This window comes from Bradyrhizobium sp. SRL28 (assembly GCF_018596315.1).
Lineage (GTDB): Bacteria > Pseudomonadota > Alphaproteobacteria > Rhizobiales > Xanthobacteraceae > Bradyrhizobium.
In genome coordinates this window covers 91,771-106,579 of the sequence record NZ_JAHEAG010000003.1, presented here as the reverse complement: position 1 = coordinate 106,579, position 14,809 = coordinate 91,771, and the positions used below count along the sequence as shown (strand labels likewise).

11 protein-coding genes are annotated in these 14,809 nt (G+C 64.2%); 4 read left to right on the top strand and 7 right to left on the bottom strand.

Annotated elements, in window-relative coordinates; genetic code table 11:
- Nucleotides 1-112: 112 nt before the first annotated feature.
- Nucleotides 113-1,948 carry an aminopeptidase P family protein gene (locus tag KIP88_RS08375; RefSeq protein WP_214487429.1) on the bottom strand — a complete coding sequence of 612 codons (1,836 nt, stop codon included), beginning with the start codon at nucleotides 1,946-1,948 and terminating at the stop codon, nucleotides 113-115.
- Between the two features lie 191 nt (nucleotides 1,949-2,139).
- On the opposite strand from KIP88_RS08375, the gene KIP88_RS08370 reads away from it, so the two are divergent.
- Nucleotides 2,140-2,328: a hypothetical protein gene (locus tag KIP88_RS08370; RefSeq protein ID WP_214487428.1), complete on the top strand. Its 189-nt coding sequence runs from the start codon at nucleotides 2,140-2,142 to the stop codon at nucleotides 2,326-2,328.
- A 4-nt stretch (nucleotides 2,329-2,332) separates the two neighbouring features.
- On the opposite strand, the gene KIP88_RS08365 is transcribed toward KIP88_RS08370, so the two are convergent.
- Nucleotides 2,333-3,223, bottom strand: a complete 891-nt coding sequence (locus KIP88_RS08365; protein ID WP_214487426.1) for a 50S ribosomal protein L11 methyltransferase — start codon at nucleotides 3,221-3,223, stop codon at nucleotides 2,333-2,335.
- 633 nt (nucleotides 3,224-3,856) lie between these two features.
- Entirely contained in the window at nucleotides 3,857-5,458 is a 1,602-nt protein-coding gene (locus tag KIP88_RS08360) for an NAD(P)/FAD-dependent oxidoreductase (protein WP_214487424.1), read from the bottom strand.
- Between the two features lie 168 nt (nucleotides 5,459-5,626).
- On the opposite strand from KIP88_RS08360, the gene KIP88_RS08355 reads away from it, so the two are divergent.
- The 3 genes from KIP88_RS08355 (at nucleotide 5,627) to KIP88_RS08345 (ending at nucleotide 8,865) form a co-directional block, all read left to right on the top strand.
- Nucleotides 5,627-7,912, top strand: coding sequence for a spermidine synthase (locus tag KIP88_RS08355; protein ID WP_214487422.1), 2,286 nt, complete (start codon nucleotides 5,627-5,629; stop codon nucleotides 7,910-7,912).
- Between the two features lie 65 nt (nucleotides 7,913-7,977).
- Nucleotides 7,978-8,403, top strand: a complete 426-nt coding sequence (locus KIP88_RS08350) for a YeeE/YedE family protein (protein WP_214487420.1) — start codon at nucleotides 7,978-7,980, stop codon at nucleotides 8,401-8,403.
- Between the two features lie 3 nt (nucleotides 8,404-8,406).
- Nucleotides 8,407-8,865, top strand: a complete 459-nt coding sequence (locus KIP88_RS08345; RefSeq protein WP_214487419.1) for a DUF6691 family protein — start codon at nucleotides 8,407-8,409, stop codon at nucleotides 8,863-8,865.
- Between the two features lie 26 nt (nucleotides 8,866-8,891).
- On the opposite strand, the gene KIP88_RS08340 is transcribed toward KIP88_RS08345, so the two are convergent.
- The 4 genes from KIP88_RS08340 to KIP88_RS08325 all read right to left on the bottom strand — a co-directional run bounded on the left by KIP88_RS08340 (nucleotide 8,892) and on the right by KIP88_RS08325 (nucleotide 14,525).
- Nucleotides 8,892-9,686: a L,D-transpeptidase family protein gene (locus KIP88_RS08340; protein WP_214487418.1), complete on the bottom strand. Its 795-nt coding sequence runs from the start codon at nucleotides 9,684-9,686 to the stop codon at nucleotides 8,892-8,894.
- 288 nt (nucleotides 9,687-9,974) lie between these two features.
- Entirely contained in the window at nucleotides 9,975-10,736 is a 762-nt protein-coding gene (locus tag KIP88_RS08335; protein WP_214487417.1) for an ABC transporter permease, read from the bottom strand.
- On the bottom strand, nucleotides 10,733-11,656 hold the full coding sequence (locus tag KIP88_RS08330) for an ABC transporter ATP-binding protein (RefSeq protein WP_214487983.1): 924 nt from the start codon (nucleotides 11,654-11,656) through the stop codon (nucleotides 10,733-10,735). The genes KIP88_RS08335 and KIP88_RS08330 overlap by 4 nt, the downstream gene beginning before the upstream one ends.
- Before the next feature lie 202 nt (nucleotides 11,657-11,858).
- A complete protein-coding gene (locus KIP88_RS08325; protein WP_214487416.1) occupies nucleotides 11,859-14,525 on the bottom strand; it encodes an ATP-dependent helicase in 2,667 nt (888 codons plus the stop codon).
- Nucleotides 14,526-14,809: the final 284 nt, after the last annotated feature.

Here is a 14,809-nt window from a genome sequence, read left to right as displayed (position 1 = left end):
GAATGCGGGTGATCCAGTATTCCAGAGAAGTCAGCGGTTGTACCGATAGGCCGCGGCGTACTGGGTCCCCCGCTTTCGCGGAGGATGACGATCGCGCATTAGGCAGCAACGATTAAAGCGGCAGCATCGCTGCCGTCGCCTCATCGAGCCACAGTTTCGTGGCGTTGTCGTCGAGATGCGGGCGCACCGCGCGGTTGACGCGCTCGTGGTAATCGTTCAGCCACTTCAGTTCAGTGGCGCTCAGCATGTTGACGTCGATCAGGCGGCGGTCGATCGGCGCCAGCGTCAGCGTCTCGAAGGCGTTCACCGGCTTCTCGGCGCCTGATACGTCGGTGCCGATGACGAGTTCGAGGTTTTCGATCCGGATGCCGTAGGCGTCGGTCTTGTAATAGCCGGGCTCGTTGGAAAGGATCATGCCGCGCTTCAGCGGCGTGGTGCCGAGTTTTGAAATCCGCGCCGGGCCTTCGTGCACGGACAGATAGCTGCCGACGCCATGGCCGGTGCCGTGCTCGAAATCGAGGCCGGCCTGCCACAGGAATTGCCGTGCAAAGGAGTCGAGTTGCGCGCCGGTGGTGCCGTCGGGAAAGATCGCGCGCGCGATCGCGATGTGCCCGCGCAGCACGCGGGTGAAGCGGTCGCGCATTTCGTCGGTGGGCGTGCCGATCGCAATCGTACGGGTGACGTCGGTGGTGCCGTCCTCATATTGCGCGCCGGAATCGATCAGCAGGAGGTCGCCGGGCGAAATCCGCCGGTTGCTCCTGCGGGTGACGCGGTAATGCACGATGGCACCGTTCGGCCCGGTCCCGGCGATCGTCGGAAACGAAACATCCTTCAGCGCGCAGGTCTGACGGCGGAAAGTTTCCAGCGCCTCCACGGCGTCGATCTCCGTCAGCGCACCGGACGGCGCCTCGCGGTCGATCCAGGCGAGGAAGCGTGTCAGCGCCACCGCGTCGCGCTGGTGCGCGGTCCGCGTGCCCTCGATCTCGGTGATGTTCTTCACCGCCTTCAACAGGCTCACCGGATCGTTGCCGCGCACCGGCTTTCCGCCGGCGCCAGCGATCAGGCGGCTGAGGGCGTCCGCGGCGGTGGCGCTGTCGAGGGCGATTGTGGCGCCGCTGCGCGAGAGCTCGGTCAGATCGGGCACCAGCGCGTCGGGCTCTCGGACATCGGCGGATTGTTCGAGATGGTCGCGCGTCAGGTTGGACAGCTTGCGGTGATCGATGAAGACGGTGGGGCGGCCGTCCTTCGGCACCAGCGCGTAGGACAACGGTAGCGGCGTGTGGGAGACGTCGGCACCGCGCACGTTGAAGGTCCAGGCCACCGCATGGCTGTCCGACAGCACCAGCGCCTCGACCCCGAGCTTGCTCATCTCGAGCCGGATCCGCTTGAGCTTTTCGGCTTCGATCTCGCCGGAAAATTGCGTGCCATGAATGGCGACGGGGCCGAGCGGCGGGGCCGGGCGCTCATGCCAGACCGAATCCAGCGGGTTGCTGTCCACCGCGATCAGCTCGGCGCCGGCCTTGGCGCAGGCGGCGGCCAGACGCTCGGCTGCCGCCGAAGTGTGCAGCCACGGGTCAAAACCGAGGCGGTCACCGGCCACGAGATGCTTGGCCAGCCAGTGTTCCGGCGGCGGATCGGCCAGCGGCTCGATGTGCCAGGCCTTGCGGTCGACCTGCTTGGCGGCCTGCAGCGTATAGCGGCCATCGACGAAAACGGCGGCCTCGCGCGTCAGGACGATCGCCATGCCGGCCGAGCCGGTGAAGCCGGTCAGCCAGGCCAGACGCTCTTCGGAGGCCGCGACATACTCGTTTTGCTGCTGATCGGCGCGGGGAATCACGAATCCGGTCAGTTTCCGGCGCGCCAGTTCCTCGCGAAAGATGCCCAGCCGCGCGGTTAGCGCGACGCCGCTCTCGGGTTCTTCGAATGTCTGGAAATGAGCTTCGAACATCGCCGGGTCACTTTAGAGTTGGGTGGAGCGGTCCGCAATGCGGCCGGCATGGCCACAATTTGGCATAATCCGTGCTTCAATATATCCGTCCGCGTTAGTCGGATGGAACGGTTTTGCGGTGCAGGGCTGTTCGGCTAAAGATATCCGGGAGGCTCCAGGAGTGTTTCAACTCAATGAAGAGGGGATGCACCATGCCTGCTTTCATGTTTGAGAAGATTTCGCCACCGGCCGACCGCGGCCCGATCCCGCCGGTCGCCAACAAGAAACAGCGCGGCGTCATTGTTCAGATCCTCGACCGCTTCGCGGAAGCGCGCGTCAAACGGACGCTGAAAGAAGGAAAGGGCGTGATCGCCCGCAATCGGCACACACCATCCGACTAGAGTTTCAGTTCACCTTGCGCAGCAACAGGCTGCTCCAGCCGTCGATGCGAAGGTGCCGGACCGGCACCAGCCCACGGGCGCGATAGGCGGCGATGACGCCGGGCGCCTGATGCGTCAGCAGGCCCGAGAGAATGACCAGCGCCGATGGCGCCAGATGCCGCGCCATCGGCCCTGCCAGTTGCCGCAACGGATTGGCGAGAATATTTGCCAGCACCAGGTCGAACGGCGCGGCAGCTACGAATTGCGGCGCTGCGAAGCCGGTGGCGCGGATCGCCTGCACCAGATGCCCTGACACGTTCAGGCGCGCATTTTCGCGGGCGACCTGCACCGAGGGCGGGTCGATATCGCTCGCCAGTATCTTTTCATGCAGCGCCCTGGCGGCGGCGATTGCCAGCACGCCGGTGCCGGTGCCGAGATCGAGTACGCGGCGCGGACGCCAGGCTTTCAGGACATGATCGAGCAGCAGCAGGCAGCCGCGCGTGGTGCCGTGGTGGCCGGTGCCGAAGGCCAGCGCCGCCTCGATTTCGATGCCGATCTTGTTGGGTGCGACCCTCTCGCGGTCATGCTGGCCGTGGACGACGAAGCGCCCGGCCGGCACGGGGACGAGGTCTTCCAGGCTGGCCTTGACCCAATCCTTGGCCTCGACGGTGTCGAAGCCAATGCCCTCTGCAACTTCCCGACCCGCGGCGTTGGCCACGAGTTCGCAGACCAGCGGCTGATCAGGCGGCTCGGCAAAATGCACCGTGACGTCCCATCGGCCATCCGGCCGCTCGAACGCGGCAACCGCGGCCTGGCCTTCAAAGAAAATTTCGGTCAGTGCATCGACGACGCCTTTGGCGGTGTGCTCGTCACCGACGGCAAAATTGGCGCGGTGCGTAGGGGCGATGGAAGTCATTGAAGAACCTGGAGAAAAGTGGGGAGATTCGAATGAGAGAAGGTGCGTTTCATTCAAATTTGAGCAAATTTCATGTCGTATTACTCGAAAAGTTGAGTGCTGGCTGTTAGGGCGACCTTGGATTCCTCTCCCGTATGTTCCCAGACAGGAACTGCAGGGGGAGCCTCGGTTCCGAGGGACGAATCAGGACCCTATCGAGTATGGCCTGATCGCAGCGGGTATCGCGATTACGGCAGTCGACGAACTTCGTTACGATCTCGAACTCGCTGAAGTAATCGCCCATTCCGGGGGCATTACGGGGCCGGCGCGTCAATGCGCCGGCCCTGTGCATTTTTGGGCCGGGATTTGCGCACGCAATCTCCACCGACTATGCACAGCCGGGTGGGGCATTTGCCAACCGGCTATACGCGAAGCATCGCGATGCTTTCCACAGACACTGCGGCGGGGTTTCCACAGCCGCCACGGCAAGTTTTCGACAAGCAATCCACAGGCTTTTCCCCTCGTTACCCACCGGCTCTACACACATTGTCCCCAGCCAGCCGCATGGCGGAGCCGGATGCGAGCGGTGGGGACCTGGTTAAGGTCCGGTTTGCGCCGCCGCTCCCGGCGTCGCGCCTTGTGCATTTTATCGGCCTATCCGAACAGCGCGCGGTGATCGCCCAGGATTGTGCGCGCGGCGTTGTGGCCAGGGGCGCCGGTGACGCCGCCGCCGGGATGGGCACCCGAGCCGCAATGATAGAGGCCCTTCAGCGGTCCGCGATAATCGGCATGGCCCAGCATCGGCCGCGCCGAGAACAATTGGTTGAGCGTCAAGGCGCCGTGAAAGATGTCGCCGCCGAGCAGGCCGAACTGCCGCTCGAGGTCGAGCGGCGACAGCACCTGGCGGCCGATCACGCTGGCTGCAAAGCCCGGTGCGAATTTATCCACCGTCGCAATCATGAGGTCGGCGACCTCCTCGCGATGGTCGTCCCATGATTTTCCGTCCGGCAATTCCGGCGCGACATGCTGGCAGAACAGGCTCGCGACATGTTGGCCCTCCGGCGCGAGCGAATCGTCCAGCGTCGAGGGGATCAGCACTTCCACCACCGGCTCACGGCTCCAGCCGTAGGCACGCGCGTCCTGCCAGGCGCGATCCATGTAGCCGAGGCTGGGCGCTAGGATGATGCCGGCGGTGAGATGGTCGCCGGCGCCGGGCAGTGCGGTGAACGAGGGCAGGGCGTTCAGCGCGACATTCATCCGGAAGGTGCCGGAGCCGTTGCGCCAGCGCGCGATACGCTCGAGGAATTCCGGCGCCAGTGCGCCCGACGGCACGAGCCGCGTATACAGCAATTTCGGATTGACGCCGGAGACGACGTATTTCGCGCGGATGGCCTCGCCATTGTCGAGGGTGACGCCCGCAGCGCGCCCGCCCTCGACGATCACTTCGCGCACGCCGGCCTCGGTTTCGATCTCGGCGCCATGCCCGCGCGCCGCGCGCGCCATCGCTAAAGTGATCGCGCCCATGCCGCCGATCGCGTGGCCCCAGACGCCCTTCTTGCCGTTCACCTCGCCGAACGCATGGTGCAGCATGACGTAGGCAGAGCCCGCCGCGTAGGGGCTGGCGTAATTGCCGACGATGGCGTCGAAGCCAAACAGCGCCTTCACCAGGTCGTTCTCGAAACGCTCGTCCAGCATCTCGCCGGCCGAGCGCGTGAAGAGATCGAGCAGATTGCGCTGCTGTTCCAGTGAAAGCTTGCGCAGGATGCCTGCGGTACCCATCGCGTTGAAGGCTTCGCGGATCGCGCCGATCCCAAAACCCTCGACGAGGTTCGGCGGAGGGCGCAGCACGAACTGCCGCAGCACGTCGGCGATGGCCTCCAGCTCGTGCGAGAAGGCGTCGATGCGGGCGGCATCGTGCCGGCTGAGTTTTTCCACCGATGGTTGGGTGCGGCCTTCGCCGGTCAGGAGATAGCTGCCGTCGCGCGCGGGCAGAAAATTCTGTGCGCGGCGCTCGACGATGCGCAGGCCGTGATCGGCGAGCTTCAGGTCGGCAATGATCCGCGGATTGAGCAGGCTGATCGTATAGGCGGCCACCGAGTTGCGGAAGCCGGGGTGGAATTCCTCGGTCACGGCGGCGCCTCCGACCGCCTTGCGGCGCTCCACAACTTTCACGCGCAGGCCCGCCATCGCGAGATAGGCCGCGCAGGTGAGGCCGTTATGCCCCGCCCCGATGATGACAACGTCCGTCTCGTTCATGCCAGCTTCAACTTCAAGAAGGTTTGATCGGGAGGGGCGCGAAGCGCCCTATCCGTGCTTTCTTATCCCGCATTGCTCGCCGTGTCGCCCTGTGCTCCATTGCGCCCCGCCGGCGGCCCTGCCGGGCATCCCGTCACCGGCGCCCGCCGGTTTCCAGCCGGAGTTTTGATGCTTTCTCCCGATCCGTCCGTTTCAGCGGACCAGCCTTCCGAAAGCCGGAACCGGCTGGTCCTGGTCGTCTACACCGCCGCGATCTTCGTCAGCGCGCTGCTGCTGTTCTCGGTGCAGCCCTTGTTCACCAAGATGGTGCTGCCGCGGCTCGGCGGCTCGCCGGCCGTGTGGTCGGTGGCGATGGTGTTCTTCCAGTCGCTGCTGCTCGGCGGCTATGCCTATGCGCATTTTCTGATGCAGCTCCGTAATCGCACGCTCCCCGTGGCGATTCATCTGGTGTTGCTCGCGGTCGCTATGCTGACGCTGCCGCTGTCGATCTCGAGCGGGTGGGGCGATCCGCCGACTTCGGGCTATGCGTTCTGGCTGCTGGGCCTGTTTGCGGTGTCGATCGGGCTGCCGTTCTTCGCGCTCGCCGCCAATAATCCGCTGCTGCAGGCCTGGTTCGTCCGCACCGGCCACCCCAACGGTCCCGACCCCTACTTCCTCTATGCTTCCTCGAATATCGGCAGCTTCCTGGCGCTGTTGTCCTATCCGGTGCTGCTGGAGCCGATGTTTACGCTGCGCACGCAAAACCTGATCTGGACCGGCGGTTATGGCCTGCTGATCGTGCTGATCGCAACATGCGGCGTCCTGCTGCTGCGCTCGCCGGCGAAGGCGGCGGAACTGAACATGCCGGCCGACGATACCAACGCGTCGGCGCCGCCATGGATTCTGCGCGCGCGCTGGATATTCCTTGCCGCCGTACCGTCCGGGCTGCTGATCGCGGTGACCGCGCATATTTCCACCGATGTCGCGGCGGCGCCGCTGCTGTGGGTGCTGCCGCTGTCGCTTTATCTCCTGACCTGGGTGCTGGTGTTCCAGTCACGCCCGCTGTTGCCGCACAAGTTCATGCTGATGCTGCAACCGTTGGCGATCATGGGGGTGATCCTGCTGTTGGCAGTAGGCGGCGAGCAGAACCTGTTGCTGACGCTCGGTGGACATCAGCTCTGCTTCTTCGTGATCGCGATGGCCTGTCACGGCGAACTGGCGCGCACCCGCCCGGCAGCGAAGTACCTCACCGGCTTCTATGTCGCGCTGTCGTTCGGCGGCATGGTCGGCGGCTTGTTCGCCGGCCTGATCGCGCCGTTCACCTTCTCGTGGATCGCGGAATATCCGATTCTGGTGGCGCTGGCGGTGCTGTGCCGGCCGCCGGCCGACGAGCGGTGGCCGCAATGGACCCGCTGGTTCTGGCCGCTGCTAGCCATCGCTGCGGTGGCGCTGATCGCGCCGTCCTACAGCAGCGGCAAGATCTTCACATGGCTGGATACCAATCGAGTCTACGTGGTAGCCGCAGTTGCGGCCGTCTCGATGATATTGGCGATCCTGCTCAAGGCGGATCGCTGGAAGCTGGCCGCCGTGGTGACGTTGGCGCTGATGCTGATCCGGATGTATCCCTCCGACGAGGGGCGCGTCGAGACGGTGCGCAGCTTCTTCGGCGTCCACAAGATCGTGGTGACGCCGAACGGCCAGTATCACGTGCTGATGCACGGCACCACGATCCACGGCGCGGAGAAATTCAAGAACGACGACGGCACGCCGGTCACCGGCCAGCCGGAGCCGATCACCTACTACCACAAGGACGGCGGCATCGGTCAGGCGATCACGTCGATCCGCGAGCGCAAGGGCGCGCCGCTGCGGGTAGCCGTGATCGGGCTCGGCTCCGGCACGCTGGTCTGCGCGTCCGAGCCCGGCGAGGAGTGGAAGTTCTTCGAGATCGACCAGACGATGGTCGATACCGCGCGCGACCCGAAATACTTCACCTACATCCAGGTCTGCGAGCCGAATCTCGAACCCGTGATCGGCGATGCGCGGCTGACCTTCGCGCGCGAGCCCGACGGCGTCTACGATCTGATCATCGTCGACGCCTATTCCTCGGATGCGATTCCGATCCATCTGGCAACCGAAGAGGCGATGGAGATCTACAAGGCCAAGCTGGCGCCGCAGGGGGCGGTGGTGATGCACGTTTCCAACCGGCATCTGGAACTGTCGAGCGTGGTCGTGGGAATCGCCGACGCCAACGACTTGAAGAGCTGGGTCTACAGCGAGGATTCCGGCCGCGACAATGAATACATCTTCTCGACCTCGGTCGTGGTCTCGGCGCGCGAAGAGGACGACGTCGGCAAGCTGGCGTCGTCGGATAAATGGACACTGACCGAGGCTGAGGATCACCAGCGGGTCTGGACCGACGATTATTCCAACGTGCTGGGCGCGGTATGGCGGCGGCTCAGGGGCGGCGAGGAGTAGGCGGGTTGCGGTCAGGCAAGGCGGGTCTATGATTGAGCGCGCGTCCTAACGAAAGAAAACCCGTCATGGCCAACTTCACTCCCGTATCGGCCGCGATCGGCGGCGTGCTGATCGGGCTTTCCGCCGTCCTGCTGATGTTGTCGACCGGCCGGATCGCTGGCACCAGCGGCATTTTCAGCGGCCTGTTGAATTTGCGCGGCGAGGACAAAGGCTGGCGCATCGCTTTCATCGCCGGGCTCATTCTCGCGCCCATCCTCGCCGGCCTGATCGGTTACGGAATGGCGCAGCCCAAACTGCCATCGAACTGGGCCGTCATTATCGCAGCAGGACTGCTGGTCGGGTTCGGCACCCGGCTCGGCGGCGGCTGCACCTCCGGTCACGGCATTTGCGGAATAGCACGGCTGTCGCCGCGCTCCATCGCCGCCACGATCGTCTTCATGGTGACGGCGGTCATCACGGTGGCGGTCACCCACCATGTGTTGGGAGGTTGAGCCATGTGGATCATTGCTGCCTTGTTGTGCGGCCTGATCTTCGGCGCGGGCCTGCTGATTTCAGGCATGGTGCAGCCGACCAAGGTTTTGGGTTTTCTGGACATCTTCGGCGCGTGGGATCCAAGTCTCGCGGTGGTGATGGCCGCGGCGCTCGCCGTGTCGGTGCCCGGCTTCAGACTGGCTGATCGCAATGCGCAGCCGTGGTTTGCCGCGCAATATTTTCGGCCGGGCAAATCGGGAATCGATCTGCCGCTGGTCGCGGGCGCAGCGCTGTTCGGAATCGGGTGGGGCCTTGTCGGGTTATGCCCGGGGCCGGCTTTGGAGAGCCTGGCGACGCTGTCGCCCGGGGTCATCGTCTTCGTCGTGGCGATGGCCGCCGGCATGATGGCTCACGACGCCTGGCAACAGTCGCGGCTTACGGCGCAACGCGAGCGCCTGCTGGCGAGTGCGACGGACGGCTGAGGTCGCGGCCGCGATGTACTCGCCGGCTAATTCTGATAGCCGAACAGCCCGCGCGGCTGATACGACTGCCGCGGTTGATAGTAGTAGCCCTGCGGCGCCGGCGCATAGCCGCGGTTGTCGTAATATTGCTGCTGCTGCTGCGGCTGCTGATAGGCCTGGGTGTCGTAGACGCGGCGGCCGGGTGCGGGATAGCGCGCTTCGTTCGACGAGCCGTCGGCGGGATAGATGTAGCCGTCGTCGGCCCGCGCCTGCGGTGCCACGCGCTGCTGTTGCGGCGTGATCACAATGGGATCGCCGGCGGCGGAGTCGTATTGCTGCTCATATTGCGGCAGCGGTGCGCGGCGGGCGACGGCGGTGTTGGAGCGCGGCCGCGGATTGCGCGCCAGCGCGACCTGCGACGATCCGCTCAGCGTCACCGTGGTGTTGAGCACGCCTTGCTCCTTGACCAGCGCGAAGAGCTTTGCGGCATTCTCGCGCGACAGCCGGATGCAGCCATGCGAAGCGGGAGAGCCGAGACGGTTGACGGAATCAGTGCCGTGGATGGCGTGGCCGATCTTCGTGAAGAAGATCGAGTGCGGCATCGGCGCCTCGTCGAATTCCTTGGAGTAGTGGTCCTCTTCCATCCGGAAGGCGCGGAAGCTGCCGTTCGGAGTCTCGTAGGAGGGAAGGCCTGATGATACCGGCCATCGGTACGTTTCGACGCCGTCGACGGCGACGGTCATCTGCTGGTTATCCTTGTCGACTGATATGGCGACTTTGGCTTGGGCAGCGCCCGAGGCAAACAGCGTCAGGGCGGCGACGGCAATGAGGAAGGAACGCATTTTACCTTTGGCCTCCAGGCCTCTGAACTAAAACTGCCGGCTCTCCGTCCCCTGGTACCCAATATGCCCGGAAACCGGCACTGGTTCCAGTGGCCCGCGCTCGCAATCGTTAACGCCTGCGGCGGCGCAAACAAGGCGGCAGGACGGCGCAGGCCTGCTGCGGCGCTGACTTTTTCGCGAGTGGAGCACCCGTAGCCCGGATGGAGCGAAGCGCAATCCGGGGCACTGCCAATGATTGAATGGGGAATCCCGGATTGCGCTTCGCTCCATCCGGGCTACAGATCCCCGTCAGTTCTTCAGCCGGTACCCGGTCCGGAAAATCCACCACACCAGGGCCATACAGATGGCGAGGAAGCCGAGTGTCATGCCGAGGCTCACCGCCACGCTGACGTCGGCGATCTCGTAAAAACTCCAGCGGAAGCCCGAGATCAGATACACCACGGGATTGAGCAGGGTGATGGTGCGCCAGCCCGAGGGCAGCATGTTCACCGAGTAGAAGCTGCCGCCGAGGAAGGTCAGCGGCGTCACCACCAGCATCGGGATCATCTGCAGCTTTTCGAAGCCGTCGGCCCAGATGCCGATGATGAAGCCGAACAGGCTGAAGGTCACTGCCGTCAGCACCAGGAAGGTCAGCATCCACCAGGGATGAAGGATGTGCAGCGGCACGAACAGCGCGGCGGTGGCCAGAATGATCAGGCCGAGGATGATGGATTTGGTCGCGGCCGCGCCGACATAGCCAATCACGATCTCGACATACGAAACTGGCGCCGACAATATTTCATAGATGGTGCCGACGAATTTCGGGAAATAGATGCCGAAGGAGGCGTTGGCGATGCTCTGCGTCAAGACCGACAGCATCACCAGACCGGGCACGATGAAGGTGCCGTAGCTGACGCCCTCGACTTCCGTGATGCGGGAGCCGATCGCGGCGCCGAACACCACGAAATAGAGCGAGGTCGAGACCACCGGCGAGACGATGCTCTGCAGCAGCGTGCGCCAGGTGCGGGCCATTTCGAACAAATAGATGGCGCGGATCGCACGGTAATTCATGGCGCCCTCACCAGGCTGACGAAGATGTCTTCGAGGGAAGATTGGCGGGTATCGAGGTCCGAGATGCGAATGCCGGCATTGCGGAGGTCGTTGAGCAGGCTGGTGATGCCCGTACGGTCGCCCTTGGTGTCGTAATCGTAGATCACGGCGTGGCCATCATCGGACAGTTCGAGATTGTAGGCGGCGAGCGAGGCGGGAATCGCATCGATCCTGCCTTGCAGGTGCACCTTCAACTCTTTCTTGCCGAGTTTCTGCATCAGCCCGGCCTTGTCCTCGACCAGGATGATCTCGCCCTTGTTGATGACGCCGATGCGGTCGGCCATCTCCTCGGCTTCCTCGATGTAGTGCGTGGTCAGGATGATGGTGACGCCGGAGGCCTGCAGGGTGCGCACCACTTCCCACATGCCCTTGCGCAGTTCGACGTCGACGCCCGCGGTAGGTTCGTCCAGAAACAGGATCTGCGGCTCGTGCGACAGCGCCTTCGCAATCATCACGCGGCGCTTCATGCCGCCGGAGAGCGTGATGATCTTGGAGTCCTTCTTGTCCCACAGCGACAGGTCCTTCAGCACCTTCTCGATATGTGTCGGGTTCTTCGGCTTGCCGAACAGGCCGCGGCTGAAGCTGACGGTCGCCCACACGGTTTCAAAAGAATCAGTGTGCAGTTCCTGCGGCACCAGCCCGATCAGCGAGCGCGCGGCGCGATAATCCCGGTTGATGTCGTGCCCGCCGACCGTAACGCTGCCCTCGCTCAGATTGGCGATGCCGCAGACGATGCTGATCAGCGTGGTCTTGCCCGCGCCGTTCGGTCCGAGCAGCGCGAAGATCTCGCCGCGCTTGATGTCCAGATTGATACCGTTCAGCGCCTTGAAACCGGAGCCGTAGGTTTTTGAGAGATTTGAGACGGATATGATGGGTGGCATCGCGAGCATGGCAGTCTGAAAAGGAAATGGGCGACGACACAGCGGCGCTTCGGCCGGGTCGAGGCGGGGACAGGTGGGAACCGGGAGATAGGAACGCGATGCTGCTTATGCAATCGCGCGGGGAAAAATTATGCTGCTTTCGGCGTGCCGGCGACTTGCAGCGGCAACTCAGTATAGTTGCCCTTGGCTGGCCAAGGGGGCTCTACACCCGCTCGACGAAGCTATCGACCACCTTCTTCTCGCCGGCCTTTTCGAACGCGATCGTCAGCTTGTTGCCGTCGATCTTCACCACGTTGCCGTAGCCGAACTTCTGGTGAAACACGCGGTCGTCGAGCGAGAACTCCGAAACGGTACCGGTGGATTTTGCGACCAGCTCGCCTTCGATCACCATCGGCCCGCGCTTGTTGCGCGAAAAGCCGCCAGAGAAGGCGTCGCTGCGAGAGCCTGAGGCATCGCTGCGCGAGCCTGAAAATGACGACTGGCTTTCCTCGAAGCCGCCGCGGGCCTGTCCGCGACCACCCTGGCTGCGGTTGCGGTTGGCTTGGGCGCGCTGCCAGCCTGGTGTGCTGTAGCTGGAGCCGAAGGACTCGACATTGTCGAAGCGCGAGGGGCCGTAGCCGCCGCTGCCGCCCCAGCCGGAGCCGCCCTTGGATTCCGTGATCTCGACATTGGCCGCCGGCAGTTCATCGAGGAAGCGCGAGGGGATCGTGGTCGACCACGTGCCGTGGATGCGGCGGTTGGTGGCGAAATAGAGTTTGGCGCGGCGGCGGGCGCGGGTCAGGCCGACATGGGCGAGGCGTCGCTCTTCTTCGAGACCGGCGCGGCCCTGTTCGTCGAGCGTGCGCTGGCTCGGAAACAGGCCTTCTTCCCAGCCGGGCAGGAACACATTGTCGAATTCAAGCCCCTTGGCCGAATGCAGCGTCATCAGCGACACGGCTTCGTCTTCGGCGCCGCCGTCGCGGTCCATCACCAGCGAGATGTGTTCGAGAAAACCCTGCAGGTTCTCGAACTCTTCCATCGAGCGCACCAGTTCCTTCAGGTTATCCAGCCGGCCCGCGGCGTCGGCCGAGCGGTCCTTCTGCCACATCTCGGTGTAGCCGCTCTCGTCGAGCACGATTTCGGCCAATTCCGTATGCGCGGTGACTTCGCGCCGAGCACGCCAGCGATCGAAATTCAGGATGAGATCGCGCAGGCTCCCGCGCGCCTTCGGCTTCAGCTCGTCGGTCTCGACCACGGCGCGCGCGGCCTCGAACAAGGGAATGCGGCGCTTGCGGGCGTGGTCGTGCAGCATCTGCACGGTGGCGTCGCCAAGGCCGCGCTTCGGGACATTGACGATGCGCTCGAAGGCGAGATCGTCGGCCGGCGAATTGATCACGCGCAGATAGGCCAGCGCGTCGCGGATTTCAGCGCGCTCATAAAATCGGGGGCCACCGATGACGCGATAGGGCAGGCCGAGCGTGACGAAACGATCTTCGAATTCGCGCATCTGGAACGAGGCCCGCACCAGGATCGCGACCTCGTTGAGGTTCTCGCCTGATCGTTGCAGCTCCTCGATCTCTTCGCCGATGGCGCGGGCTTCCTCTTCCGAATCCCAGGAGCCGGTCACGGTCACCTTCTCGCCATCGACATCCTCGGTGCGCAGCGTCTTGCCGAGACGGCCTTCGTTGTGCGCGATCAGATGCGAGGCGGCGGCCAGGATGTGGCCGGTGGAGCGGTAATTGCGTTCGAGGCGGATGACTTTTGCGCCGGGAAAGTCGTGATCGAAGCGCAGGATGTTGTCGACCTCCGCGCCGCGCCAGCCATAGATCGACTGATCGTCGTCGCCGACGCAGCAGATGTTTTTGAGGGGGGAGGCGGGTGCCGGGGCAGCAGGCTCCGTCATTCCGGGATGCGCTGAAAGCGCAGACCCGGAAGCTGGAGATGAGTCCTCTTTATCTTGAGATTCCGGGTTCACGCCTTCGGCGTGCCCCGGGATCTCGGGAGGATCGATGCGCCCTGGAACGGCAGAGTCAGTGGCTCCCGGAATGATCGCCGAAAGCGGCGCGCCCGGCCGCGATGGCGCCTGCGACAGCAGCCGCAGCCAGAGATACTGCGCGACGTTGGTGTCCTGATATTCGTCGACCAGAATGAACTTGAACCGGTTCTGGTACTGCCGCAGTACGTCGGGATGCTCGCGGAACAGCCGGATGTTCTCCAGCAAGAGATCGCCGAAATCGGCGGCGTTGAGAATCTTCAGCCGCTCCTGATAGCTGGCGTAGAGTTTTCCACCCTTGCCGTTGCCGAACATCGCGGCCTCGCCCGCCGGCACCTGCGAAGGCGTTAGCCCGCGATTCTTCCAGCCGTCGATCAGTCCGGCCAGCATGCGTGCGGGCCAGCGCTTGTCGTCGATGTTCTCGGCCTGCAGGAGCTGCTTGAGCAGCCGCACCTGATCGTCGACATCGAGCACGGTGAAATTGGATTTGAGCTGCACCAGTTCGGCGTGGAAACGCAGGATGCGGCCGCCGATGGAGTGGAAGGTGCCGAGCCACGGCATGCCTTCCACGGCCTGACCGAGCATCTGGCCGAGCCGCAGCTTCATCTCGCGCGCCGCCTTGTTGGTGAAGGTCACCGACAGGATTTCGTGCGGGCGCGCGCGGCCCTGGCTCAGGATGTGGGCGATCCGCGTGGTCAGCACGCGCGTCTTGCCGGTGCCGGCGCCGGCCAGCACCAGAACCGGGCCGTCCAGCGTCACGACCGCATCGCGCTGTTCCGGATTGAGGCCGTTGAGATATTGCGGGCCGGCCGCAGCCCGCGCACGCGCGGCGATGCCGCCAGCCGCTGGCTGGTGCTCGGGGACGCCGCGATGGGGCAGTTTGCTCGGCTCGGTCATGCTCGAATCGTGTTGGCCCCACGATGGCACCGTGAGGCGGTAAAGGGGAGCCTTCATAGCAGGGATTAAGGGCCATATAGGGCCTGTCCGGCCGTTTTGACAGGTTTATCCCGGGCGCTTTTGCCGGCCGGATTTCGAGGCAAGCCTGCGAATTTGTTCCGCCGGAATCGTCAAATTTCCCGGTTTTGCCGCCCGGAACCATCATTCCCGGCCCGGATTGTTCCTGCAGGCGATGCGCGGCGCTTCAGTCACCGCCGTTGCGAGCAACAGCCAATCGAGGTGGT

Bases quoted from the DNA above. Each gene is read 5' to 3' on its own strand.
- KIP88_RS08375 (WP_214487429.1), bottom strand. From the start codon at position 1,948: ATGTTCGAAGCTCATTTCCAGACATTCGAAGAACCCGAGAGCGGCGTC.
- KIP88_RS08370 (WP_214487428.1), top strand. From the start codon at position 2,140: ATGCCTGCTTTCATGTTTGAGAAGATTTCGCCACCGGCCGACCGCGGC.
- KIP88_RS08365 (WP_214487426.1), bottom strand. From the start codon at position 3,223: ATGACTTCCATCGCCCCTACGCACCGCGCCAATTTTGCCGTCGGTGAC.
- KIP88_RS08360 (WP_214487424.1), bottom strand. From the start codon at position 5,458: ATGAACGAGACGGACGTTGTCATCATCGGGGCGGGGCATAACGGCCTC.
- KIP88_RS08355 (WP_214487422.1), top strand. From the start codon at position 5,627: ATGCTTTCTCCCGATCCGTCCGTTTCAGCGGACCAGCCTTCCGAAAGC.
- KIP88_RS08350 (WP_214487420.1), top strand. From the start codon at position 7,978: ATGGCCAACTTCACTCCCGTATCGGCCGCGATCGGCGGCGTGCTGATC.
- KIP88_RS08345 (WP_214487419.1), top strand. From the start codon at position 8,407: ATGTGGATCATTGCTGCCTTGTTGTGCGGCCTGATCTTCGGCGCGGGC.
- KIP88_RS08340 (WP_214487418.1), bottom strand. From the start codon at position 9,686: ATGCGTTCCTTCCTCATTGCCGTCGCCGCCCTGACGCTGTTTGCCTCG.
- KIP88_RS08335 (WP_214487417.1), bottom strand. From the start codon at position 10,736: ATGAATTACCGTGCGATCCGCGCCATCTATTTGTTCGAAATGGCCCGC.
- KIP88_RS08330 (WP_214487983.1), bottom strand. From the start codon at position 11,656: ATGCCACCCATCATATCCGTCTCAAATCTCTCAAAAACCTACGGCTCC.
- KIP88_RS08325 (WP_214487416.1), bottom strand. From the start codon at position 14,525: ATGACCGAGCCGAGCAAACTGCCCCATCGCGGCGTCCCCGAGCACCAG.